Here is a 23629-nt window from a genome sequence, read left to right as displayed (position 1 = left end):
AGTGAATAGTAGAGCTGATGGAAAATTTGGTTATCTTTTCATTGCTTAAATATCCCATTATCCGTCCGATAAAATAGTGTGATTAAAATATCGATAAAGGGGTCCATTAATTTGAAAAGCATTAAAGGAAAGGTATTGGTGGCATTTTCACTCATCATATCTTTATGTGTCATCTTAGGAGCATTCAACATTTACAGCAGCAACAAGTCACTGGTATATTCCCAGGATATCATCGAAAAGGAACTTCCGCTTCTTATCCAAGATGAAAAGCTGCTATATAATCTAGCACAAAGAACCGCATTCGCCCGAGCCTATATTCTATATGGTGACGAGAGTTATAAAGAAAGGTTCCTACAATATACTGAAGACAGCAAGGTCATCCAGGAAGATCTCCTGGCTTCGAGCGACTCTGATAAAGTGAAGGCATTGATCGAGAAAAGCGGGGATTGGAGGTTGATGATTGTCGACCGGGTATTTCCACAATATGAAAAGGGAAATGAAGAACGAGCGAAAGAGATACTCAAAAATGAAGTGGCGCCAATCAGCAATGAAGTAATGGAGGGTTTCAAGGAGCTTGCTTCGGAACGCGAGGAATTGATTGTCGCTTCAGGTGAAACCGTCATCGCAAGCGGGAAATCGGTAAAGGCGACAAGTATCATCATATCCATTGCGGCAGTCCTTATCGGCCTTCTGCTGGCGCTTGTGACTGCCAACCTCATTACCACCCCCCTCCTTAAAATCAGGGACAGGATGAAAATGGTGGCTGACGGAGAGCTGAATCATGAGCCCCTGGAGCAAAAGTCATATGATGAAATGGGCGAATTAACGGTATCCGCCAACCAAATGCAGAAAAACCTCCGTGATACGATCGAAAAAATGCTCGTTGTATCCGAATCCGTTTCCAACCAAAGTGAGAATCTGACTCAATCAGCAAATGAAGTCCAGCAGGGCAGCAAACAAATAGCAACTACCATGCATGAACTTTCGGAAGGTTCGGAATCACAGGCCAACCGGGCAGCTGAAGTAGTTCGCATGATGGATGATTTCACCGGCCGAATCGAGTTGGCCCGCCTAGAAGGAGTGGATGTTGCTAAAAGTTCAACCGAAATCCTTTCCTTGACCAAGGAGGGCACCACTTTAATGCGCAGTTCTATCCAACAGATGCAATGGATTGATGGGATTGTAAAAAATGCCGTAGAGCAAGTGAAAGGGCTCGATTCCCAATCGCAGCAAATTTCGCAGCTTGTACAGGTCATCAAGAATATATCCAATCAAACCAATCTATTGGCACTGAATGCTGCCATAGAAGCTGCTCGTGCCGGTGAACATGGCAAGGGCTTTGCCGTCGTCGCCGATGAAGTGCGGAAACTCGCTGAAGAGGTCACACACTCCGTTGGGGATATCACCAATATTGTCTCCGCCATTCAAACGGATTCAAAAACAGTCGTCCACTCCCTGGAAGATGGTTATGCACAAGTGGATGAAGGCACGAAACAGATCACGCTCACAGGCCAAACCTTTGAAACAATCAATCACTCTGTAGGGAATATGGAAATGAAAATACAGCATATAACAGACGAATTGAACTATATCTCCACAAATAGCAAAAATATCAATCAGGCTATCGAAGATATCGCCGCGGTTTCTGAAGAGTCCGCAGCTGGAATCGAACAAGTCTCCGCCTCTGCTCAGCAATCCAGCTCTTCAATGGATGAAGTCACGAATCATGCCAGTGAACTTGCATCTTCTGCAGAACTGCTGACTGAACAGGTTAGGAAGTTCCAATTATGACACTAGCAATTTCCCGGCACATGAATGCGGGAAATTGCTTTTCCCTCCCATTATATAGATTGTTTCATTTTCGTAAATTCGGGGAATAAATAACTATAACCAATAATAAATCATTAAAAAGCAAATCTATCAAAAGCGGCTGGAAGTGAATATTTTCCTTTATTTTCAGAATATTTAGTGTATAATTGATTAAAGGAATATTTTAACTTAAATAAACATCACTTCCAATAACCGCTACTGCACATCCCGACATTCCCTTTCAACACCATGCACGGGCACTTATACTCAGTAAGGATCCATTGCATGCTTTCTCTCGAGTCAAACCGTACACGACTTTTTTCACACAAAACACAATTTTCACTCCAAATTTGTATAAAAAGGTTAAATTACACACTTTATATGTTACTATTAAACTAAGACCTTTTAACCCCATAAGGAGGAATTCATATGAAACGTTTTTTCAAATTCATAACAGATTTTAACGAAAGAAAAGCACTGGAACGGGAAACCGAAGACTTCTTTCGCAAAGAACACGAAAATTATATGAAGATGAATCCTGACAATCAAGGAAAAAGAAGGAGATTAGCTCCTAGACTTTATGTGATTGATGGCGGTAAAAAGGACTCCAGCCTTGAGATTTCTGACAGAAAGAAATCAAGTTAACCTGATTCCTTCCATAATCAGCTACCAAAAGCTGTAGCTCAAGACCCACAAACGGTAAATCTCCATGAAAAATGGAAATTCGTGACAATTCCATTCATTTACAATATATAAGCCGAAAGCTCAGATATGCTTCTGAGCTTTTTTTTGTATTTCATTCTTGTATAAACACTATAACTATAGAAGAAACTAGGTATTTTCTTAAAAAAATGGGTTAACTTTAGTTTATTTCATGTTTAAGGTAAAAGTTCCATTATAGTCCGCGGGGTATTCTCTAAGGAAAAAACCGGAACATACACAAAAAAAGAGATGTGTTCTTTTACTCATCTTTGATCAAATTCAAAAGAGTTCAACTAATTGAGTCGTTAGATGCAATATTTTACATTGAATAACAAATGCATAAATATTGTTAAGTTTATGTCGAACAATGGGTATAAACAATTACCAAACTGTAATAAACGTCACTTTTAAATACCAATTATTATTCAAATATAGCCACTAGGAATCAGGTTCAAATGCTCATAAAACTACTTTGATTCTGACCAAAATGGTATCTTTATTAAACTTTCCATAATTTAGTGTAAATTAACGGAGTATTCCATCGATTTCCAGACATAACTTTGTACTCATAAAACAATTTATCCCATTAGATACTATTACACCCTAATATACATTTATTTGAAAAACTCGAAAAAAACTATATTACAATAAAATAATTAGCTCTTGCCTATTAAGTTTAAAATCATGTAGTGTGTATTCAGTAATTCAAATATTTGAAAAAAAGAGAGGTTAAAAAATGGCACCGATATTTATTTGTGCGATCTTTTTGCTTGGCTATGGCATCTTCGAACAAAAACGCCATCAGAAGCGTCTCGACTCCATCCCAGTGCGTGTGAATGTGAATGGGATTCGAGGGAAATCGACTGTAACGCGTCTAATTACAGGTGTGATCCAGGAAGCTAAGTACAAAACAGTAGGCAAAACAACCGGAACATCAGCAAGAATGATCTATTGGTTTACCGATAAGGAAAAACCGATTGTACGCCGCCCAGAAGGACCCAACATAGGAGAACAGCGGCGTGTAGTTAAAGAAGTTGCCGATTTAGGCACGGAAGCACTGGTTTGTGAGTGCATGGCCGTACAGCCTGACTATCAACTAATCTTCCAAAACAAAATGATCCAAGCAAACATTGGCGTAATCGTGAATGTATTGGAAGACCATATGGATGTCATGGGACCGACTTTGGATGAGGTTGCTGAAGCTTTCACTGCTACCATTCCCTATAATGGTCACTTAATAACCATCGAAAGTGAATATTTGGACTTTTTCAAGCAAATTGCCAAAGAACGCAACACAAAAGTAATCGTCGCAGACAATTCGAGAATTTCGGAAGATTTTCTACGCGAATTCGACTATATGGTATTTCCTGATAATGCATCACTGGCCTTGGCCGTTGCGGAAGCATTGGGCATCGATGAAAAAACAGCTTTTCGCGGAATGTTGAATGCGCATCCCGATCCAGGTGCCATGCGGATCACCAAATTCGGGGATTCCATCCAGCCAACTTTCTTTGTCAATGGCTTTGCTGCAAATGACGCGTCATCGACACTGAACATCTGGGAACGTGTCAATACGTTCGGATACAGCACAGAACCTCCTATCGTCATCATGAATTGCCGTCCCGACCGCGTGGACCGTACAGAGCAGTTTGCTAGAGATGTATTGCCTTACATAAAATCTGAAATCGTCATTTCCATTGGTGAGACCACATCACCGATCACTCGGGCATTCGAGCAAGGTCAATTGGATACAAAAGAATATTGGGATTTAGAAAACTGGTCAACTGAAGAAATCGTTGCCCGCCTCCGCCCATTGATGAAAAATCGCATCGTCTACGGTGTCGGGAATATTCACGGTGCAGCGGAACCTTTAATTGAAGCATTCATGAAATCTAAAACAAAGCAAAAAGCAAGTTAAGTAGGAGGAACCTTAATGTTTGGATCGGATTTATATGTAGCCCTAGTACTGGGAGTAACGCTTAGCCTCATATTTTCAGAAAAGACGGGTGTCGTACCCGCAGGACTTATCGTGCCTGGTTATTTGGCATTAGTATTTGACCAATGGGAAATCATGCTGGTCATTTTGTCCATTAGTATAGTAACTTATTTGATCGTCGCTCACGGCCTTTCAAGATGGGTGATTTTATATGGAAGAAGAAAATTCGCAGCCATGATGGTAACCGGGATTTGCTTGAAACTCCTATTGGACTTAGTCTACCCCGTCATGCCATTTGAAATATTCGAGTTTCGGGGAATCGGTATAATCGTACCTGGATTGATAGCGAATACCATACAAAGACAAGGAATGCCATTGACACTTGGCAGCACGCTTTTATTATCCGGCTTGACTTTCGGTTTAATGAACGTGTACTACCTATTCTGAGGTGCAAAAAATGAAACGGAATTTAAATGCAAAAGAAAAAACACTTATCTTTATTAAACGCACGAAGAAAAATAATCTTAAATACACTGGAATCATACTACCTATATTACTAATCGCTTTAGTCATTACCACTTGGATGGGACGGGCTGAAGAAGTGAAAACAACCGCTTCAAAAACTGATCAACCATTGACGATGACGATGGTCGGTGATGTGATGATGGGACGTTATGTTGAAGAAGTAACGGAAAAGCACGGGTATGATTACCTCTTCCGTTATATGAAGCCCTATTTTACCGATTCAGACTATGTCAGTGGGAATTATGAACATCCCGTTTTAAAAGAAGAGGTATCCAACTACAAGGAAGCAGACACAGCCATCAGGTTAAACTCCAATAATAGTGGTGTGAAAGCCGTTAAAGATGCGGGCTTCACTGTGATGAATTTGGCCAATAACCATATGATGGACTTCGAAGAACGAGGACTGCTTGACACGATTGATGAATTCAAAACTGAAGATATGCACTATGTGGGTGTTGGATCGAACACTACCGAAGCTAAAAATAGCATCGACTATGCGGATGTTAATGGCGTGCGTGTCGCAACACTTGGCTTCACAGATGTTTACGGTAAGGACGCCGTGCCAAAAAGTAATAAAGCCGGGATATTGAACACCAACCCTGATTTATTATTTGAAATGATTGAAAAAGCAAAGGATGCCAAGCAAGGCAACGCAGACTTGGTTGTGGTGAATGTTCACTGGGGAATAGAGTATTCAACATCTACAACCGCTCGTCAAACAGACTTGGCTAAAGCGATAATCGATGCGGGAGCTGATGTCATCATCGGCCATCACCCCCATGTGCTTCAATCGTTTGATGTTTATAAAGATGGAATCATTTTCTATAGCTTAGGAAACTTCGTTTTCGATCAAGGCTGGACACGCACAAAGGATTCAGCCATGGTTCAATACCATTTAGCGGAAGACGGAAAAGCTACAGTCGATGTCATTCCACTGCAAATTGAAGAAGCAACACCAAGGCCAGCTACCTCTTCAATCGACAAATCACGTGTTTACCGTCAGTTGACGAAGGAAACGAGTGAAAAAACCCAATGGTCGAAAAAAGAGGATCACATCGAGATTACATTGGATCACAAGAAGGTAATCGACCATAAGGCTCAACGTGAGCAAGAAGAAAAAGCAGCGAAGGCCGCGAAGGCCGCGAAGGCCGCGAAGGCCGCAAAAGAAGCAAAAGAAAAGAAAGCTGCACAAGAGAAAAAGGCAGCACAAGCTATACAACAGGACATACAGCCCATTCAGTAAAGATAGATTGAATACTACTATGTGAAATGAGAAACAACTTGGAGTCTCTACGAGAAGGGGGAGTAATCGATGATTAACCGTGCGACTTGGAAAATATTCATTTCACTTTGCCTGCTCATATATTTAGCTGGATGTTCGAAGACACCCCCTATTTCTGACACGAATGATCCGATAGATAGTAAAACGGAACAATCATATGGGGTCAGTTCTTCAAATCCAATCGCAATAGATGTCGGGATGGATATATTGAAAAATGGTGGAACGGCGGCGGATGCCGCCATTGCGGTATCCTATGTATTAGGTGTAGTTGAACCTTTTGGATCTGGCGTGGGTGGCGGCGGCGGTATGCTGATTGCACCGAAATCCGGCGATCCCAATTTTATCGATTATCGTGAATCCTCCCCGGAAGACCCAAGTTCAAGACACAATGCAGGGATTCCTGGCTTAGTGGCCGGCATGCAGGTTATAAGTGATAAGTATGGGAGCGTACCAATGGCAGACCTTCTCCAGCCGGCGATAGATTTGGCTGAAGGCGGATTTGAAGTCAACGAAATGTTATCATCACGCTTAGAAGCAGCTCAGCCGAGGATATCTTCCGATGCGACTTCACTTTTTTATCCTGATGGCGATGCCATTGAACCAGGCAAAACCCTTGTTCAAGAAAGACTTGCTAGAACATTGAAGCAGATTCAAAAGGAAGGTCCTGATGGTTTTTATAAAGGGGAAATCGCACGGGATATTAAAAGAGAAACAGATATCGACAGGATGGATTTAAAGCGCTATGAGGTGAAAGAACGTAAGCCAGTCCAAGGAACATTTGCCGGTTATGATGCTTTTACCGCCCCTCCGCCCTTTTCCGGGATTACCGTTCTTGAAATGCTAAAGCTCGCCGAGGAAATGAACCTCAGTGATTCTCCTAGCAAATCAACTTATATGAAGGTATTGGGGGGCATCACAGATACTGCTTATCAAGACCGATCCGCCAATATTGGGGATGGAATAAGTCACTCTAAGGCGGAAAAATTGCTCTCCCCCATTCACTTGGACAATCTAAAAAATAAGATCAAAAGTGAAAAATGGAAAGGTAAAGAATCGAATGGTTCCGAAGAACATGAAAGTACGACACATTTTGTGATCATGGACAAGTATGGTACTGTCGTTTCCGCCACAAATACGCTCAGTAACTTTTTCGGATCTGGTGATTATACGAATGGATTTTTCCTTAACGATCAATTGAAAAATTTCCGGTCCGGCTTGAACGCTCAAGAGGCATATAAACGGTCAAGAACTTTCACCGCACCTACCATTCTCAAGAAACCAGGGCAGGAATCGATCGGTATCGGCTCACCAGGCGGCGATAGAATTCCTCAAGTATTGATGCAAGTCCTTTATTCATATACAGAGAATGAAGGCTCATTTCAGGATATCATCGACCGTAATCGGTTCGTCTATGATGGAAATAAGATTTATACGGAAGCCAGGCTTTCGAATGAAATAACAACAGACTTGGAAAATTCAGGATATGAAGTCATCCAGAAGATCTCCCCCATGTATTATGGCGGGGTTCAAGTACTCGTTAAAAACGAGAGAAATGGACAAGTATCCGGAGCTGGAGATAAAAGAAGAAATGGAAGCTGGAAAGCCCAGCAATAACAGGGCAATCCAGTCCCTCCTTTTCTAAATATCATATGAATTTTAGCGATGTATAAGGGGACTTAGAATATGAATATCGTAAAAAAAATAACAAGCTGGGCTATACCCGTCTTTCTAATAGCTGCCCTGCTTGTGACAATGAATACATTTAAACGGACAGAGACGTTAACACCCGAAGAGCAACAGAAAATAGAACAATATACGACTATCGAAAAATAAAAAAAGCTGGGGCATCCCCGCTTTTTTTATTTTTGCCTTCAACGGATATGGAAGATTAATTACCTACAAGATACGGAGGATAACCATGAATGAAAATAGCTATACCGATTTTATTGAACTGCAGCAAAATGAACAAGAAGAACTCGATTACCGCATCATCGTTCATCACAGGAATCCTGATATCGCAATTCTGGCCATACACGGCGGGAACATCGAACCTGGAACCAGCGAGATTGCAGCCGCACTTGGAGAGAGACTTTATGCAAGCACCTATCTTTTCGAAGGCCTTAAACTAAGGGGTAACCAGGTCCTCCATATAACATCCTGCTTGTTCAATGAACCGTTCGGCGTTTCAATGGCAGCAAACGCTCAGACCACCCTTTCGATCCATGGCCACTACGACGTACATAATGCGCTGGTTTACATCGGCGGAAGGAACGAACCCTATAAGAACCTCATTCAGCAATACCTCAGCAAAGCTGGATTTCAAACTGATCATGCACCGCAGCACCTTTCAGGCATGAAAGGAAACAACATCACCAATTCATCCAAGACGGGTGCAGGCGTGCAATTGGAACTTTCCACAAAGCTTAGAAAAAGCTTTTTCAAAGGTGATGACTTTACCAGTAAGAACAGGGTCAATCCATGTGATCTTTTTAAACGGTTCGTTACTGCCATTGAAAAAGCGACTCTTGAATATAAACAGGTTGAATGACTTTCTTAGTCCATCAGGCTTGCAACTTGACCGAAGCTTTCGAATTTCTGTGCAAAATAACCTGACGAAAGGTTGGAGATATGAACGCCTGCGTTTTCCGTTGTATTGAGAAAACGGCCATCACCTAGATATATGCCTACATGGGTCACACCTAGCCTTGTTCCTGTGTTGCTAAAAAATACTAAATCCCCCGCCTTTGGATTTTCGATTTTAGGCAGCAATGAGAAGTAATCCTCTGCGGAGCCCCGTTTTACTGTAAGACCCTGCTCCTTCATGACCCAATAAATGAAGCCGCTGCAATCCATTCCGGTCATTGGATCGTCTCCCCCGAAAACATAGGGGAATCCGCGTAAAGTGTATGCATACTTGATGACATCATATGCTTTATCATATGCAGCTTCCTGGTCTACATAAAACGGATATAACGGGTTGCTGTAAAGTTGAAGATACTGCCCTTGCATCAACTCATCAGTTCTTAACGCGTTACGGCTTTTGATCGTATTCATGGAAATGCTGTAATTCTCCGATATACTCTTAAGCGTTTCTCCCGTTTGGACGATATGCTCTCCTTTTGGCGTGTATGTTTTGTATGCCACTTGGTATTTGGCAAAGTAACCTTCTGTAGTGGATCTCACCTGAACTGTTTCTGCGCCATATCCAGAATTGACAAATTGGTTTTTGCCGACATAAATACCCGCAGTCACGACCTTTAAGCTGTCTTTTTCCAGAAAGAATATAATATCCCCGGTTTTCGGAGTGGCTGTATCCATCCCTTGCTTATAAAAACCATCTACTGTCAAACGGTCAACCGGCACATTTTGCTGGGAAAGCACCCAATGAATCAACCCGCTTGAATCAAACCCTTTTTCAGGCGTCTCCTCACCAGCTGTCTTTTTAAACCCTATAAAAGATTTCGCATATCTCGCAATTTTTTTTCCTCTCTCCGACCATTGATAGATGGAAGGAATATACGCCGTTTGAATGATTGTCAACTTTTGGCCCTCAAATAACTTATCATCCGGTAAACCATTCGTTTTCATTAATTGCTCAGCCGATATATCATATGTCCTGGCAATCGATTCTACCGTTTCACCAGAGATTACAGTATGCACAGGATCTGCCGCCTCGGCCTTTAAGCCAGGTAAAAAAGTGAAACTAACCATGAATACCAATGTAAGTATCATGCAGCTTAATTTTCCATTAAACATTTTAACCCTTCCTTTATACTCTGAAATATTTTTAAATTTACACTGTTCAAGCAAATACCATCATATGAATCTTCTATCCTATAATCCACCCAACTATATATGCCTTATTGCCTATCATAACGATATTATCGGCAAGGAAAATGAAACTTTTAGCCTACCTTTACAAAAAAATCATCAGGCGGATTCTATAAAACACTCTAAGAATGAATCAGCGCTGTAAAATTTCACCCCACCCAAGATAAGTGGGAAATCGAAGAATCCCTAGAGGACTTTATTTTTTTATGCAGAATGGGTAATGTTAAATGAAAGGAATCCCGGTCATGACGTGCATAACGGCTTGCCTTATTTATGAAGTGGATCACGATATAGGAGTGAATATTTTTGATAAGAATGACAGAGAAAGCCCGACAGGCAATTAAAGATATGCAGCATAGTTTGGGAGGGGAAACGTATTTAAGGTTTGGCATAAACAGACCTTGCTGTAACCAGATGAACTATACATTAAGCTTGGCAATCTCTAAAAAGGATCACGAGGAAATACTCGTTTTACATGATATAAAAATGTTGCTCGCCCCATCGGACTCCCATTTTACAGATCAAACGGAAATTGATTACGAAGGCGATGGATTTTTGATCAGGAACCCGAATCCGTTGGTATCACCTATCATCTAGCAGAAGAAAATAAGGAGAAAGCTTAAATGGCCTTCCCCTCGTTTCTATGAAACTATGACATGTACACTGTTTTTCCGCCCTTTATGGACACCATGTTTTACGAATATGGAGAGATAGTAATGAGTGATGCGGCTGTATTACTAGGTGGAGCAATGTCACTATCGTCGTTAGTGGCATGACAACAAAAAACCCTACTACTTGTCCGATTCCTATATATTATTCCCCTATAAAAAAAAAGCGTGGATACTTGACCCGCCCTTCTAAATTGTAATTTTGTACTTAGAATCAGTCCCGTACAACGAATCAGTGTTCAGTCCCTGCACAGAATGCAACCAAAAAGGGGAGACCACTTAGCGGCCTCCCCTTTTGCAATGCTTAGTTTTCCATTCCTCTACTTCTTTATGTGGAATTCCCCGAGCGTGTGCTCCAAATCAGTTATTAACTGGGTAAGCTGCTGTGTATATTGAGCGAGTTCATTGGATGCAGCGGCTTGTTCTTCCATCGAAGAGGCAATTTCTTCTGATGAAGCCGTCGTTTGCTGAGATACGGCTGTGATTTCTTCTATCACTTTAATTACCATTTCTTTTTGTTGATTGATGCTTTCAATGGATCTTGTTTCTTCCCGAATCGAATTGGATATCATCACGACGGAATCCTCCAGCTCTTTCATGGCTTCACTTACCGTGTTTACGGCATTTTTTTGATCCTTACTGATTTGATTCGTTTCATTGGTCGTTTTCAGCAATTCCTCCGTATCTGACAGAATGCTTTGAATGATGGCTTGAATGTTTTTTGTAGCTTCTTTTGAATCATCAGCCAAACTCCGTACTTCATTCGCCACAACAGCAAACCCTTTGCCGGACTCACCCGCCCTTGCAGCTTCTATCGATGCATTCAATGATAACAAATTGGTTTGTTCCGATATTTTCGAAATGGCATTCGTGACATCGGAAATGGTTTTTGATTTTTCCACAAGTCTTAAGCTCATGCTGGTGACTGCAGCGAACGCCATTTCAAGTTTAAGGTAGGATGTTTCCAAACCACTTACCTGTTGTTTCCCTGACTCTATATTTTCGGATGCAAGCTCCAATACAGATTGTGTCTCCCTCGATTTTTTTGATAACCCATCGATTTCTCCACCAAGTACCTGGATCGTGCTCGCACCATGCTCCACCTGTTCAGATTGATTCGATGCACCCGCTGCAATCTCTTCTATCGCACGTGATACATCTGTAATGGCCGCACTATTTTCAGCAGCTATTTGGCTTAAGCCGGCATTGGCATTTGTCACCGATTCCGCATTGCCGTTTACCTTGGCAACCAAGCCCCTTAATTTCCCCAGCATCGAGTTATAGCTTTTGCTTAAGTCCCCGATCTCATCATTGGATTTAACGGCAAATTCGGTCACTAAATCCCCGCTTGCCGTCTTTTCTATGATTCTTTGGAAGTCGGCCATGATTTTCGTTAACTTTCCTGCTAGATAAAGAGCACATACCATCCCTAGTAAAAGACCTAAAATACCTGAAATCACGATGATTCTATTAATGTCATCAAGCTTTGATTGCAGTATTCTGTCTGGAGTGAGCGCCAGCACCTTCCAGTTCACTTCAGGGACCGTACTCAATTCACCTGTATAATCTTCACCATCCAATGTCAAGGCTTGATTCGCCTTGACGCCCCCATTATACATGTCGGCCACCCACTTGAACTCTGAATTGAATCGGTCAGTATCCGCAATGAAATCCTCCACCCCTTCTTCCATGCCGCTTTTTTCAGGATTCATATTCTTCCCGTCCATACCCTTCATGAATGAACTCACGATAAAACCTTGTGAATCCAAGATCACCAGATTGCTAGTAGAATCTTTTTCAATGGTTGACCTCATTTTCCCGATTGTCGTAAGGTCGATATCATAACCAAGGGCCCCTGCCATTTTTCCGTCCGATAAAACGGGCGTGACAACGGAAGTCATGATCATCCCTGAAACTCCATCCTTATACACATCCATCCATTTCGTTTCTGGTCTTTCGGTCAGCTGCGTATAGGTCTTAGTTTCCCTTGCATCCTGATTGAAATCCATTTTGGGCGATGCATACAAGGATCCATCCTTTCCATCCATATAATAAACGGAAATCAGATCTTCATTATTCTTTTGAAATGCCTCTATCGTTTTTTGGATATCCTTGATTGAATCACCATTCTTGATCTGATTCGAAACCAGCTGTGATAATTGCTCTAGCGAATTTTCATATGTAGCCATGCTTAAATTGATTTGTGACGCCGCATTTTGTGCCGAGCTTTTGTTTATGGATATACTATCTTCTTTAAAAATGGAGGTCACTTTCACCCCCATTATCGAAACGGATACGACTATAGCGAGAAAAACGGAGGTGCATATAAATAATAACCATTTTATCCGGAGCGATATCCTTCTCTTTACCTTTTCTTTCTTATCAATCGATGATCTTCCCATTAATAATTTCCCCCTTTTATTTGACCTGCAAATGCGCTTGCTTACCTGTGTGAAAACAAAGATTCAATCTATGCTCAAAATGGATCCTTCCTTATTTACGACCACTTACTTTATTTTTCCACATTAACATACTATATACCTAATCAACCCTTGTCAATTGCCAATCAAGGATAAAAAAGATAGGTCTAAATACATAATTTTTTATTCAAAAATAATCCTTTCGCCTTAATCTGCCTAAAAACCCACTATTCCTGTCACTGGATATGTACAAAAAAAATTAAAAAACCCTTGGATTGAATAGAATCCAAGGGTTTCATAAGGGTTATAATAGAGTTAGCGTAACGCTGCGGCTAAGCTTTCTCCGAATTCTTTTGCACCATCCGGACCATCACCTGTGATGATATCATCATGCGCAACGACATGCTGTTTTGCATATTCAACGGAATTGGCTTTCAATTCGTCAATTTGAACATCAACTGGGTAACAAGCAGCTTTGCGGCCAGAAAGTAAGCCCGTTTTCGCTACAGTAACAGAACCTGCACAAATTCCCGTTACAAGAACTTTTTGCTCATGCGCCTGTTTCAAAAAGCTTTGCAATTCTTGGTTGCCCCATAGATGATCGTTCGTACCTGATCCCCCAATTACTGCAACTGCATCATAATCACTGGCCGAAACATCAGAAAAGATTACCTCAGCTACCGCCTTGCCTTGATCGTCCCCATTTATTTCACCTGTTTTCGTACTGGCTATCGTTACTGCCACTCCTGCATTTTCCAAAACTTCTTTCGGCTGAAATAATTCATCTTCATTAAAACGTTCTGGTGGTATAATTAGTAATGCTTTTTTACTCATATATATTGCCTCCTGCATTGAATTGTCTGATGACTACTCAAATTGTAACGTTGGTAATCGACGATGTGAAGAATGCACTTTTATGTGCGGAGGTTACCTAAAGGTTACTGGCAAAATTAAAAAGGAGTTGTTGTCCATGTCAGAAACATTAAGAGATGAAATCAAAGAAAAGATCTTAAACGGCTATTATAATTGCGAAAAAGAGCTTACTTTATCCATATTCAGCGGTAAATGGAAAATCGTCATTCTATGGCATTTAGGTGTTGAAGGCCCACACCGATTCAGTGATCTTCAAAGGCTTTTCCCAAAAATATCCCATAAAATCTTAACGAATCAATTACGTGAACTTATGGAAGACGGAGTCGTCCATCGGGAGGTATATCCCGAGATCCCTCCCAAAGTCGAATATTCCATGACTGACCTTGGAATGACCTTACTGCCAATCGTTGAAATGATGTATGAGTGGGGGAAAAACAGAATGAATGAAATTAAACAAGAAATGCATGTCAGTGAAAATGATACGAAAAAATAATGCATTCGTGTCCCGAAAAACAAAGTCAGTTGGACAATTTAAACGTTGATTGGAACAAAGGGCACTCGCTTTCCGCGGGGCGGGCGGTGAGCCTCCTCGGCGTAAACGCCTGTGGGGTCTCACCTGTCCCGCTGCTCCCGCAGGAGTCTCGCACTTCCACTCCAATCAACCTTAAATAGTCTCGTTTTAAAAACAACACAACAATCTTAACAAAAAGAGCCTTGTTTTTAGATTTGATGGAACACGACTCCCCCTTACATCTTTAGACCGAATATGCAGGCCTAGTTTGTAGACAATTCGATCCCCAGTTGATTTCAGAAATTAGCTCCCTTTCCGCCGACTGTCTGCCAAGCCTCCTCGACGCAAGTGTCTGTGGGGTCTCGGCTAGCCAGTTATTCGGCAGGAGTGTCGCAAATTTCTTCCATCCATTGAGGGTTTCAGTAAAAAAACTTTAAGGATAATCTAATATGGTCTGACTGCCTAGAAAAAGTGTGATATTCTTTTTCCAATTGTCCTTTACTTGATTAATGATTTCATCTCTCAAACACGTTATTCTATTTCAATATTTTTTTCTTAATGCCCTAAAAAAACACAGGCTATCTGCCTGTGTTTAGGTTTGGTCATAATGGAGAATCAACCCTCACGCATCCAAATGACCTCCTTGGATAGGTAATGTATTTCCCCTTGATCATTCTTCTATTTTAAAGTCAACTGGATGGCAAAACCCTTTTCTAAAAAATTACAGTCATAACATCACTTCGGTTTTATTTATTCACCTGCATTCCATTCATCCATCAAGTCGTTCGACGGCGGCCGTATATTCCTTATGCCATTTTTCCCATTCGTCCATCGGGAAGTCCTGATGATGACCATCCAGTAAATCACTCAACATTTCGAGGCAAACATGCCAGCCTGCCAAATCCTTTGATGTATGATCATTAACCGGCGTGATGGATTCTTTCAATACCAATGAGCATCCATCCTTTTCAGGGGATACCTCGAAACGAACCCAGCCGTCACCCCAATCAAAATCTAAAACGGCAGATTCCCGAAAATCCCTAATTTTCATATCAAAAGATTCCCCTGACCCATCATTGAAATTGAATTTGATGGTCCCGCCTTTTCGAAGGTCCTTCATTTCCAGGTTGGACATCCACCTTTCCACCTTATCATTCTCCGTCAAAGCACTCCATACCTTTTCGACCGAATGATTGAGCAGGCGGTCGAATCTTGCAATAATCCCATTACCCTGTTTTTCGATTACAGCTTGCATATAATTCCCCCCATTCAATTCGTTTTTTTATAATAAAAAATGGTTGGATCGTATTCACCATTTGCAGATTTCGCATAATCAGGGATCCTGCCTGCCTGAATATATCCCAATGAAGTATACAGGGCGTTAGAAGGATCTCCCTCCCTTGTATCCAGGACCAATAATGTCCGTCCCTCCTGCTTGGCCTTCTTCTCAGCCTCCAGCATGAGTGAACGTCCTATTCCATTTCGCCTATAACCAGTATGTGTCATTAATTTTGCGATTTCCGCACGATGGCTGCCGTTTTGCTTTGAACATACATGTAACTGTACGCTCCCGACAATCTCACCCTGTATTTTAGCGACAAACAGAATCACATCAGGATTTAAGGCTCCATCCCAGTAATCAATGGCCTCAGACCGTTTCATGGGTGGTAAAAAACCAATGGACGCGCCATCTTCCACCACCTGCATCAAAAGAACCGAAAGTTCATTAATGTGGGCGCGGAGTGATGTTAATTGTTCGATTTTCAACTCAGCATTCACAGTAATCACAACCTTTCAGGTGTACTATCATATTCACCATCCCTGGCGCTTTGATAAAGAAGTAATATGAGCCAGATGATGGCGTCCGTGCCATGCATAAATGCCTATATTTTCACCGACCGTCACCTCTCCTGAATCAGGATGGATGAATGTTCGGCCCATATCGTCTGCATGGAGACCGGATAAAAGTTTGCACATCCGGATATGTACACTTTCGATTAGTGATAGAGAGACTTCAATCGGCAAATCATAATCAGGCAGCACTGCCCATTGCGCCTCTTCGTACGGTTTAATGACCGGACGTTCTTCCGTAAGGGCCCATTTGAAGCGAATATACGCATTCATATGGCTATCGGCAATATGATGCACCACCTGCCGGACCGTCCATCCTCCAGACCGATAAGCCGTATCAAGCCTTTCGTCATCCATGTTACATACCGCTTCCCGCAGCATCCGAGGCAAAGCTTCAATCTCGTTGATCCACCCCTCGGCCACATCACTAGTAATTTCCCCGTCAAACTGAAACGTTCCAACCGGGTATCTTAAATCCATCTTCCTTCCCCCTTGATGTTCAATAAAAACAGCATCCAGTATATATTCTATATTCTTTATTTATTGAGACAAATCCTTTTTACCGGCCATTCTTTGTTTTGCAAGCCTGCACACTCTTTCATTAATTCCTCAGGAATATTAATCCAATCATTATGACGTATACTATTTCCACATTTAGCAACCATAACAAAAGAATGGCATTTGCATCATCCCAAACTTTAAACAAAGGAAATGGGGATAGGATCATCTTGAAGAAAATCAGTTCGATACAAACTCTTAGCATCTTCTTTTTATCAATCGGCCTTCTTAATCACGTTATGTTGATCCCTTTCCTACTATCCACCGGCGGAAGGGATTCTTGGTTTTTTTCTATCCTGACTATTGGATTGATACCGGTTTGGGTCTACATATTATCGAGGATAATCAAGAATATGAATAATCAATCCCTGACAAATTGGCTTGAAAATAGATTTGGTAATCCTATTAAAAATATCGTTTTATTCTTTATCGCGATTTATCTGATCAGTCTTGTATTGGCCACCACCAAGGAAACGATTGATTGGATCACGACAAGCTTCCTTTTTGAAACCCCAAGTTTAGCGATTATCATTCCGTTTACACTGCTATGCATCTTTCTTGCCCATTCAGGTATGCGCTCCATCGCCATTTGCTCTTCTGTATTATTGCCCATTGTCGTCATTCTTGGCATTTTCGTTGCGACCGGAAATATACCGACAAAAGACTATAGCCACCTCCTTCCCCTTTTCGAGAATGGCTATTTTCATGGTGTTAAGTCCTTGCAGTATTCTGGTTATGGTCTTGCCGAACTGATTTTAATCATTTTTTTCCAAGAAAAGCTTACGGATAAGATTAGTTGGAAAGTATTAGTTTTCATATGCCTCGGTTTATTGTTTCTACTTATGGGCCCATTAACAGCTGCAATTGCCGAATTCGGACCGACCTTAGCCGAAGCCATGAGGTACCCTGCCTATGAACAGTGGCGGTTGCTGACTATTGGAAAATATATTGAACATACAGATTTCTTTTCCATTTATCAATGGCTTGCTGGTGCCTATATCCGTGTTTCACTGGGATTATTCTTAATAACGGAAATCTTAAATAGGAAAACGGAAAAAATGAAGGTCGGAATTCTTTTCGCTGTCGGTTTTCTCATGGTCATCATCTCCATCGTACCATTCAGTAATTTCGAGTTTTTGCATGTGACCCAAACTTTTTATTATCCTGGCGCTTTTTATTTCCTGTTACTTTTGTCCGCCTTTTTGTTTATCGGCACGTTCATTAGATCTAAGGAGGGGAAACGACATGAGAATGAAACGATCCAAAAATGAAGCAACCCTGCCTGAATTAAAGGAGGGGACATTTCGGGAGTTATTCAGTTCAAGCTCGGATATCATGTTTGACACGATATATATCGGAGAAACCGAAAGACCCATTCCTGTCCTTATATTTTATTGCGCGGGTATGGCCGATATCAGTTTACTGAATGAGGGTATTTTGGAAAAATTAAACAAAATGATGGAATTGGATGAGAGAATCGATGAAGAAGAGGCAATCAACAAGCTAAAACCATTGATAGATTTGACTAAAGTAACGATTGATAGTGAATTCAATAGCGTCCAGCAGCTGATTTTCTCCGGGAATGCCTTATTATTCATTCCATCAACCCAAAAGTTATTTTCAATAAATTTGTCCAATGTTCCGAACAGGCAGCCTGAGGAGTCTTCCTTCGAGGTCTCTGTAAGAGGACCAAGAGATGGATTTGTCGAGGATTTATCCATGAATACCGCTTTAATCAGAAAGCGGCTAAAAACAAAATCGCTTGCCTATGAAGACTTTATTGTCGGCAGGCGCAGTCAAACGAAAGTCGCACTAATGTACATGGATGACATCATTGATAAAGAACTGGTCAAAAATGTGAGGTCCAAGATAAACTCCCTGGATATTGATATATTGGTGAGCAGCCAACAATTGGAGGAATTGATCACAAACGGTAAATTTAGTATCTTTCCACTCACTCATTATACAAGTCGCCCCGACTTTGCAGTGGAAGCACTCAACCAAGGAAGATTCATTCTAATCGTGGACGGAATGCCCACAATAATCGTGGCTCCTTCTACATTATTATTACAAATAAAAACAGCAGAAGATTCGAATCTTCCTTATCTATTTGTAAGCCTTGAGCGACTTCTTCGCTTAATGGGGCTTGGCATTACCGTATTATTGCCCGGGTTTTGGATATCCATTTCCGCCTTCAACATTGAACAGGTGCCATTCCCGTTATTGGCCACCATCACCCTTTCAAGGCTTGGACTTCCCTTATCCGCCACCATGGAATTCATTCTCATGCTCCTTTTATTTGAATTATTTCGGGAATCCGGAGTCAGGTTACCTAAAGCGGTTGGACAGACAGTTGCTGTTGTAGGCGGCCTCATTGTCGGTGATGCCGCGATAAGGGCAGGACTGACCTCACAAACCATGCTTGTGGTTACTGCCGTAACCTCTGTCGCATCTTATACTCTTGTAAACCAGTCTTTAACAGGGGCCGTAACGATTCTGCGTATGTTTGTGCTGTTACTAAGCTGTATTTATGGAATCTACGGTACGATAATCGGTTTCCTTACCATTGTCACTTTACTATCCAGGCTTGATTCATTCGGGATTTCATATATTGGCGGAATGAACCCGCCAATATTCCCTAAACTACTGGATTCATTCATAATGAGGCCATGGAATTCCCTGAGCAAACGATCCTTGGCCGCTAATGATAAAACCAGAAAGGGGCAGTAGAGTCATGTTCCGCATCTGCAAAATATTATTGACCATCCCTCTATTCCTTTTACTTTCTGGCTGCTGGGATGAAAAAACGATCCAGGACTTCCACTATATAACGGCCATCGGGATAGATTTCAAAGATGGGGAATACATTGTATATACGCAACTTGTGGACTTCGCTGCGGTAGCTAAAACAGAGGCAAAGCCCACTCAAGCTCCGCCCGTATATATAGGGAAAGAAAAAGGGCGTTCCATCTCAATCGCTGTTAATAAACTAATGCAGAATACTCAACAGTCCCTCTATATCGGGCATGTTTCCACATTTGTCATCAGTGAAAATGTATTGAAGCAGCAAAGTACGGAAATAGTGGATTTTATATACAGAAATCAATTACTTAGGTACTCAGCCAATATCTTTGCCACAAAAAGTTCCATAGATGAGCTTTTCTCCATTAACGGTTATTTTAATTTATCACCTTTATACACGACCTTATATCTACCGGAAGATGCCTATCGTAATCGATCGTACATCGAGCCCATTACGGTCCAAAAGTATTATTCCAATCAGCGGGAAAAAGCATCAACGACCATCCTGCCCTCCATTTCCTGGAACGATACAGTATGGAAAGAAAAAGATAAAAAAAGAAAAAGCATCTATATGGATGGTGCATTTTCCATTTATTATAAAGTATCCCAGCCCTGGTTCTCTGAAAAGGAACTGAGCGGCATACGCTGGCTCACTAAAAGGACCAACAAAACTCCCGTAAACATTAACATGAATAAGCAAGACATCTATGCATCTTTCTCCCATCCGCATTATCAAGTAAAGCCCGTTCTCAAGGATGGAAAGTACAAATTCGATATTGACGTGGACGTATCTGGTAAAATTCTGGGGCTTGATACCCAAATGGATATCGATAAAATAAAACGAAAATTCGAAAGCCAAATAAAAAAAGAAATCCAATCCACATTCATGAAAGGGATTCAAAAGAACGCAGACCCTTTAAGCTTAGGCAAAATCCTTTATATCAAAGAGACAAAATACTGGCAAAAGAATCATATAATTGAGCCGAAGGATTACTTAGATAAGGATTCACTACATGATATAAACGTTAAGGTTCACATCCTTAATACAGGCGGTTTAGAAGCTAAACCACTCGAATAATGAAGGAATAAGTTTGTGATTTTAATGGCCCTTTTTCACGAGTATTTGCTCCAAACTCACGAGCTATCATCCATGAGTTTACTGCCCAACTTTGGTTTATTGCCCGCTTCATGATGAAATAAAATCAGGATGGTGCCTTTTTGGGCTCCATCCTGATTTTTGGCGCCGGAAAATGTGGCTTTGAATTTGTCGGGAAGCATGATTAAATGATAAATTTAGAGTATTCTAACAATTGGAGGTCCATTTATGAGCATACAGAAGGCTACATTACATGAGCTGGAATCACTGACCGAACTTTTTGATTTATACAGAGTGTTTTATGAGCAAGCATCCGATCCTCGTCGTGCAAGGGAGTTTTTAAGGGAAAGGCTGACAAATGGGGAGTCTGTGGTTTTTTTGGCCTATGATGAAGGAAATCCTATTGGTTTTGTACAATTATATCCTTCTTTTTCATCTGTGAGTATGATGCGGTCATGGGTTTTGAATGATTTATTCGTGAAGGAGTCCGCCCGCAAAAAGGGTTTTGGCGAGGAGTTGTTGAACGCGGCCATCATGTTTGCACGCGAAGCAGGTGCCAAAGGGGTTTCACTGGAGACAGGCAAGGATAATGTAAACGCACAAAGACTTTATGAAAAAATTGGTTTCGTCCGTGAAACGAACCATTTTTATTATTTCACCATTTAATATAAAAAAGTGTAGGGAAAACCTTCCCTACACTTGGATGCTATATATCTAGTATATTAATTATTTAGCAGTTTCCATGCTGGCTTGAATTTCTTTAATTAGAAGTTCGGCACCTTCAGGGCTAAGTATTAATTTACCATCAGCAAGTTTCATATTGTCATCGGAAACCTCACCTGTAACTTGGCAAGTCATGTTTGGTTTATATTTTTGAAGGATGATGCGCTCTTGTTCTACATAAATCTCCAGAGCGTCTTTCTCATTAATTCCTAATGTTCGGCGCAGTTCAATTGGAATGACTACCCGTCCTAATTCGTCAACTTTACGTACAATACCTGTAGATTTCATTTAATTTACCCCACTAACTTTTTTGCGAATGTTGCATTTAATATTTCGTCACCATTCGACATTATTTGCACTTTTATAAAGATACCACTCCCTACCATATTCGTCAATTCTCGTATCTTCATATATTATCTGCCTCTATATGATTTTTATATAAAATATTAGTAATCCCTTCATAATCCGCTACATAACAATGTTTCTCGCTTGTCTCAATGGTACATTTTGTTAATTTAAATATTAAAATAGAAACGTCTTCATTTAACTCCAAAAGCCATTTCTTTCGTTCCATGTCGAATCATGGAGAAGGAATTTCACTAGCTTCAAAGAATCCTGTTGATTTTCTATTGCTTTTGAAGGACAATTTAACTTGATCGCTTATAATATTCCGAAAATTCATTCCACTTTTGACACAGTGGATATTTCTTGAAAGTCGTTTAGAAAGACGAAACGATTGCCATGCTTCCAGAGTCTTACTGACTCATAAAACAGATTGAGGTGAGTCACTTGCGTCCGATTATATTAGGTATTTGTTCCGCTTTCTTTTTTGCATTTACGTTTGTTTTAAATCAGGCAATGGAGTTATCTGGCGGAAGTTGGATATGGAGTGCTTCGCTGCGTTATATCTTTATGGTGCCTTTTCTGTTATGTATCGTGTTAAGCAGAAAAAATCTGCTTCCCCTTTTACGAGTGATGAGAGAAAAGCCGGGTCCTTGGCTGCTATGGAGTTTTGTCGGTTTTGGGTTATTTTATGCTCCTTTATGCTTTGCATCCGCCTACTCACCAGGATGGCTAATTGCCGGCACTTGGCAAATCACGATCATTTCGGGTGCATTACTTGCGCCGCTGTTTTTCGAGAATGTCCAAACGAAAGATGGGCTCGAAAGGCAAAGAGGAAAGGTATCTGTGAAAGGCCTCCTCATGTCCATGATCATCCTGCTTGGAATCATCCTGATGCAGCTGGAACATACCAAGCACATTTCAATGGCCAATCTTTGGCTGGGAGTGATTCCGATCGTCATCGCCTCGTTTGCATACCCTTTGGGAAATCGCAAAATGATGGAAGTATCCGAAGGACGTCTGGATGCATATCAGCGGGTATTGGGAATGACTTTGGCTAGTCTGCCATTCTGGTTTCTGCTTTCATTGTACGGTTTCTTTACAGTAGGGGCGCCGACGAAGATGCAAAGTTTCCAATCCCTATTGGTGGCACTATTTTCTGGAGTCATCGCCACGGTCCTTTTTTTCAAGGCGACCGATTTGGTAAGCGGAAATATGCAGAAATTAGCTTCCGTTGAAGCTACACAATCGATGGAGGTCCTTTTTGCACTGGCTGGCGAATTACTATTCCTATCTTTACCGATTCCTTCTCTGTTATCGTGGTTCGGCATCTTTATCGTCATCATAGGAATGATCCTGCATAGCTATGTATCACATAAAAAAGTAGGTGCATCACGGAAACGGATAGTGAGTGCCTAAATAGCAAGTCAAAAAGAGCCCCGAATCTTATCGGGGCTTTTTCAATTTTTTATTGCGGCAAAAAGCTCACCATCCATTTTTTTCATTAAACTTTTATCTTGTGTAAGTTCAAGAAGTATGTATAATGAAAGGTAATTGCATATGTCAAAGGTTTTCTAGGGTTCCGCAGTGCGTCTATTGCTGGTCTGGTCCGAGAGAAAACTCACAGCATGCTGTGCCACGGAAGGATAAAAGCCTGGGAGAAACTGTTTAACGGTTATCTCTTGGGCTTTTTTTGTTTT

General features: G+C 41.2%; 22 protein-coding genes and 1 riboswitch. Of the genes, 15 read left to right on the top strand and 7 right to left on the bottom strand.

Features of this window, described 5'->3' with window-relative positions:
• Nucleotides 1–111 precede the first annotated feature (111 nt).
• From ACQKFG_RS11730 to ACQKFG_RS11695, 8 genes are all read left to right on the top strand, one after another.
• Nucleotides 112–1791 carry a methyl-accepting chemotaxis protein gene (locus ACQKFG_RS11730; protein WP_427559079.1) on the top strand — a complete coding sequence of 560 codons (1680 nt, stop codon included), beginning with the start codon at nt 112–114 and terminating at the stop codon, nt 1789–1791.
• Between the two features lie 447 nt (nt 1792–2238).
• On the top strand, nt 2239–2454 hold the full coding sequence (locus ACQKFG_RS11725; RefSeq protein WP_427559076.1) for a hypothetical protein: 216 nt from the start codon (nt 2239–2241) through the stop codon (nt 2452–2454).
• 793 nt (nt 2455–3247) lie between these two features.
• A complete protein-coding gene (gene pgsB, locus ACQKFG_RS11720) occupies nt 3248–4429 on the top strand; it encodes a poly-gamma-glutamate synthase PgsB (RefSeq protein WP_349727760.1) in 1182 nt (393 codons plus the stop codon).
• Between the two features lie 15 nt (nt 4430–4444).
• Nucleotides 4445–4894, top strand: coding sequence for a poly-gamma-glutamate biosynthesis protein PgsC (gene pgsC, locus ACQKFG_RS11715; RefSeq protein ID WP_192206182.1), 450 nt, complete (start codon nt 4445–4447; stop codon nt 4892–4894).
• Nucleotides 4895–4904: 10 nt separating this feature from the next.
• On the top strand, nt 4905–6215 hold the full coding sequence (locus ACQKFG_RS11710; RefSeq protein ID WP_427559071.1) for a CapA family protein: 1311 nt from the start codon (nt 4905–4907) through the stop codon (nt 6213–6215).
• Between the two features lie 69 nt (nt 6216–6284).
• Nucleotides 6285–7868: a gamma-glutamyltransferase family protein gene (locus ACQKFG_RS11705; protein ID WP_427559067.1), complete on the top strand. Its 1584-nt coding sequence runs from the start codon at nt 6285–6287 to the stop codon at nt 7866–7868.
• Nucleotides 7869–7937: 69 nt separating this feature from the next.
• Nucleotides 7938–8087, top strand: a complete 150-nt coding sequence (locus ACQKFG_RS11700) for a CapE family protein (RefSeq protein WP_192208356.1) — start codon at nt 7938–7940, stop codon at nt 8085–8087.
• A gap of 85 nt (nt 8088–8172) precedes the next feature.
• The gene (locus tag ACQKFG_RS11695; protein ID WP_192206185.1) at nt 8173–8802 is read left to right on the top strand and encodes a poly-gamma-glutamate hydrolase family protein; all 630 of its coding nucleotides are present in this window, start codon (nt 8173–8175) and stop codon (nt 8800–8802) included.
• A 5-nt stretch (nt 8803–8807) separates the two neighbouring features.
• On the opposite strand, the gene ACQKFG_RS11690 is transcribed toward ACQKFG_RS11695, so the two are convergent.
• Nucleotides 8808–10010 (bottom strand): NlpC/P60 family protein, encoded by a 1203-nt coding sequence (locus ACQKFG_RS11690; protein ID WP_427559063.1) that lies wholly within the window; start codon nt 10008–10010, stop codon nt 8808–8810.
• A gap of 390 nt (nt 10011–10400) precedes the next feature.
• Between ACQKFG_RS11690 and ACQKFG_RS11685 the strand changes: the two genes are divergently transcribed.
• Nucleotides 10401–10682, top strand: coding sequence for an iron-sulfur cluster biosynthesis family protein (locus ACQKFG_RS11685; protein WP_228467622.1), 282 nt, complete (start codon nt 10401–10403; stop codon nt 10680–10682).
• Nucleotides 10683–11073: 391 nt separating this feature from the next.
• Here the strand turns inward: ACQKFG_RS11685 and ACQKFG_RS11680 are convergent, their stop codons facing one another.
• The gene (locus ACQKFG_RS11680; protein ID WP_427559060.1) at nt 11074–13155 is read right to left on the bottom strand and encodes a methyl-accepting chemotaxis protein; all 2082 of its coding nucleotides are present in this window, start codon (nt 13153–13155) and stop codon (nt 11074–11076) included.
• Nucleotides 13156–13488: 333 nt separating this feature from the next.
• Nucleotides 13489–14007, bottom strand: a complete 519-nt coding sequence (locus ACQKFG_RS11675; RefSeq protein WP_342614341.1) for a DJ-1/PfpI family protein — start codon at nt 14005–14007, stop codon at nt 13489–13491.
• Between the two features lie 136 nt (nt 14008–14143).
• On the opposite strand from ACQKFG_RS11675, the gene ACQKFG_RS11670 reads away from it, so the two are divergent.
• Nucleotides 14144–14539, top strand: a complete 396-nt coding sequence (locus tag ACQKFG_RS11670; protein ID WP_192206190.1) for a winged helix-turn-helix transcriptional regulator — start codon at nt 14144–14146, stop codon at nt 14537–14539.
• 787 nt (nt 14540–15326) lie between these two features.
• Here ACQKFG_RS11670 and ACQKFG_RS11665 read toward each other — a convergent pair.
• Genes ACQKFG_RS11665 through ACQKFG_RS11655 form a run of 3 tightly spaced genes read right to left on the bottom strand, consistent with a single transcriptional unit; the run spans nt 15327 to nt 16888 of the window.
• A complete protein-coding gene (locus tag ACQKFG_RS11665) occupies nt 15327–15812 on the bottom strand; it encodes an SRPBCC family protein (protein ID WP_349727753.1) in 486 nt (161 codons plus the stop codon).
• A 14-nt stretch (nt 15813–15826) separates the two neighbouring features.
• Nucleotides 15827–16336: a GNAT family N-acetyltransferase gene (locus tag ACQKFG_RS11660; RefSeq protein ID WP_427559055.1), complete on the bottom strand. Its 510-nt coding sequence runs from the start codon at nt 16334–16336 to the stop codon at nt 15827–15829.
• A 33-nt stretch (nt 16337–16369) separates the two neighbouring features.
• A complete protein-coding gene (locus ACQKFG_RS11655) occupies nt 16370–16888 on the bottom strand; it encodes a YfiT family bacillithiol transferase (RefSeq protein ID WP_353872344.1) in 519 nt (172 codons plus the stop codon).
• Nucleotides 16889–17040: 152 nt separating this feature from the next.
• Between ACQKFG_RS11655 and ACQKFG_RS11650 the strand changes: the two genes are divergently transcribed.
• From ACQKFG_RS11650 to ACQKFG_RS11635, 4 genes are all read left to right on the top strand, one after another.
• Nucleotides 17041–18237, top strand: coding sequence for an endospore germination permease (locus tag ACQKFG_RS11650; protein ID WP_427559051.1), 1197 nt, complete (start codon nt 17041–17043; stop codon nt 18235–18237).
• Complete coding sequence (locus ACQKFG_RS11645) at nt 18212–19696, top strand: spore germination protein (protein WP_349727749.1); 1485 nt, start codon at nt 18212–18214, stop codon at nt 19694–19696. The genes ACQKFG_RS11650 and ACQKFG_RS11645 overlap by 26 nt, the downstream gene beginning before the upstream one ends.
• 4 nt (nt 19697–19700) lie before the next feature.
• Nucleotides 19701–20846: a Ger(x)C family spore germination protein gene (locus ACQKFG_RS11640; protein WP_349727748.1), complete on the top strand. Its 1146-nt coding sequence runs from the start codon at nt 19701–19703 to the stop codon at nt 20844–20846.
• A gap of 246 nt (nt 20847–21092) precedes the next feature.
• Nucleotides 21093–21530 carry a GNAT family N-acetyltransferase gene (locus ACQKFG_RS11635; RefSeq protein WP_427559047.1) on the top strand — a complete coding sequence of 146 codons (438 nt, stop codon included), beginning with the start codon at nt 21093–21095 and terminating at the stop codon, nt 21528–21530.
• Nucleotides 21531–21590: 60 nt separating this feature from the next.
• Here the strand turns inward: ACQKFG_RS11635 and ACQKFG_RS11630 are convergent, their stop codons facing one another.
• Nucleotides 21591–21875, bottom strand: coding sequence for an AbrB/MazE/SpoVT family DNA-binding domain-containing protein (locus ACQKFG_RS11630; RefSeq protein ID WP_053536026.1), 285 nt, complete (start codon nt 21873–21875; stop codon nt 21591–21593).
• Nucleotides 21876–22376: 501 nt separating this feature from the next.
• Between ACQKFG_RS11630 and ACQKFG_RS11625 the strand changes: the two genes are divergently transcribed.
• Nucleotides 22377–23348 (top strand): DMT family transporter, encoded by a 972-nt coding sequence (locus ACQKFG_RS11625; RefSeq protein ID WP_427559044.1) that lies wholly within the window; start codon nt 22377–22379, stop codon nt 23346–23348.
• A 144-nt stretch (nt 23349–23492) separates the two neighbouring features.
• A riboswitch (guanidine-I (ykkC/yxkD leader) is annotated at nt 23493–23592 on the top strand.
• Nucleotides 23593–23629: the final 37 nt, after the last annotated feature.

Source organism: Peribacillus sp. NPDC076916 (assembly GCF_050269675.1).
Lineage (GTDB): Bacteria > Bacillota > Bacilli > Bacillales > DSM-1321 > Peribacillus > Peribacillus aracenensis.
This window is presented reverse-complemented; position numbering and strand designations above follow the sequence as displayed.

Bases quoted from the DNA above. Each gene is read 5' to 3' on its own strand.
- ACQKFG_RS11695 (WP_192206185.1), top strand. From the start codon at position 8,173: ATGAATGAAAATAGCTATACCGATTTTATTGAACTGCAGCAAAATGAA.
- ACQKFG_RS11710 (WP_427559071.1), top strand. From the start codon at position 4,905: ATGAAACGGAATTTAAATGCAAAAGAAAAAACACTTATCTTTATTAAA.
- ACQKFG_RS11640 (WP_349727748.1), top strand. From the start codon at position 19,701: ATGTTCCGCATCTGCAAAATATTATTGACCATCCCTCTATTCCTTTTA.
- ACQKFG_RS11650 (WP_427559051.1), top strand. From the start codon at position 17,041: ATGACGTATACTATTTCCACATTTAGCAACCATAACAAAAGAATGGCA.
- pgsB (WP_349727760.1), top strand. From the start codon at position 3,248: ATGGCACCGATATTTATTTGTGCGATCTTTTTGCTTGGCTATGGCATC.
- ACQKFG_RS11630 (WP_053536026.1), bottom strand. From the start codon at position 21,875: ATGAAATCTACAGGTATTGTACGTAAAGTTGACGAATTAGGACGGGTA.
- ACQKFG_RS11635 (WP_427559047.1), top strand. From the start codon at position 21,093: ATGAGCATACAGAAGGCTACATTACATGAGCTGGAATCACTGACCGAA.
- ACQKFG_RS11705 (WP_427559067.1), top strand. From the start codon at position 6,285: ATGATTAACCGTGCGACTTGGAAAATATTCATTTCACTTTGCCTGCTC.
- ACQKFG_RS11685 (WP_228467622.1), top strand. From the start codon at position 10,401: ATGACAGAGAAAGCCCGACAGGCAATTAAAGATATGCAGCATAGTTTG.
- ACQKFG_RS11725 (WP_427559076.1), top strand. From the start codon at position 2,239: ATGAAACGTTTTTTCAAATTCATAACAGATTTTAACGAAAGAAAAGCA.
- ACQKFG_RS11655 (WP_353872344.1), bottom strand. From the start codon at position 16,888: ATGGATTTAAGATACCCGGTTGGAACGTTTCAGTTTGACGGGGAAATT.
- ACQKFG_RS11675 (WP_342614341.1), bottom strand. From the start codon at position 14,007: ATGAGTAAAAAAGCATTACTAATTATACCACCAGAACGTTTTAATGAA.
- ACQKFG_RS11670 (WP_192206190.1), top strand. From the start codon at position 14,144: ATGTCAGAAACATTAAGAGATGAAATCAAAGAAAAGATCTTAAACGGC.
- ACQKFG_RS11700 (WP_192208356.1), top strand. From the start codon at position 7,938: ATGAATATCGTAAAAAAAATAACAAGCTGGGCTATACCCGTCTTTCTA.
- ACQKFG_RS11690 (WP_427559063.1), bottom strand. From the start codon at position 10,010: ATGTTTAATGGAAAATTAAGCTGCATGATACTTACATTGGTATTCATG.
- pgsC (WP_192206182.1), top strand. From the start codon at position 4,445: ATGTTTGGATCGGATTTATATGTAGCCCTAGTACTGGGAGTAACGCTT.
- ACQKFG_RS11645 (WP_349727749.1), top strand. From the start codon at position 18,212: ATGAGAATGAAACGATCCAAAAATGAAGCAACCCTGCCTGAATTAAAG.
- ACQKFG_RS11680 (WP_427559060.1), bottom strand. From the start codon at position 13,155: ATGGGAAGATCATCGATTGATAAGAAAGAAAAGGTAAAGAGAAGGATA.
- ACQKFG_RS11665 (WP_349727753.1), bottom strand. From the start codon at position 15,812: ATGCAAGCTGTAATCGAAAAACAGGGTAATGGGATTATTGCAAGATTC.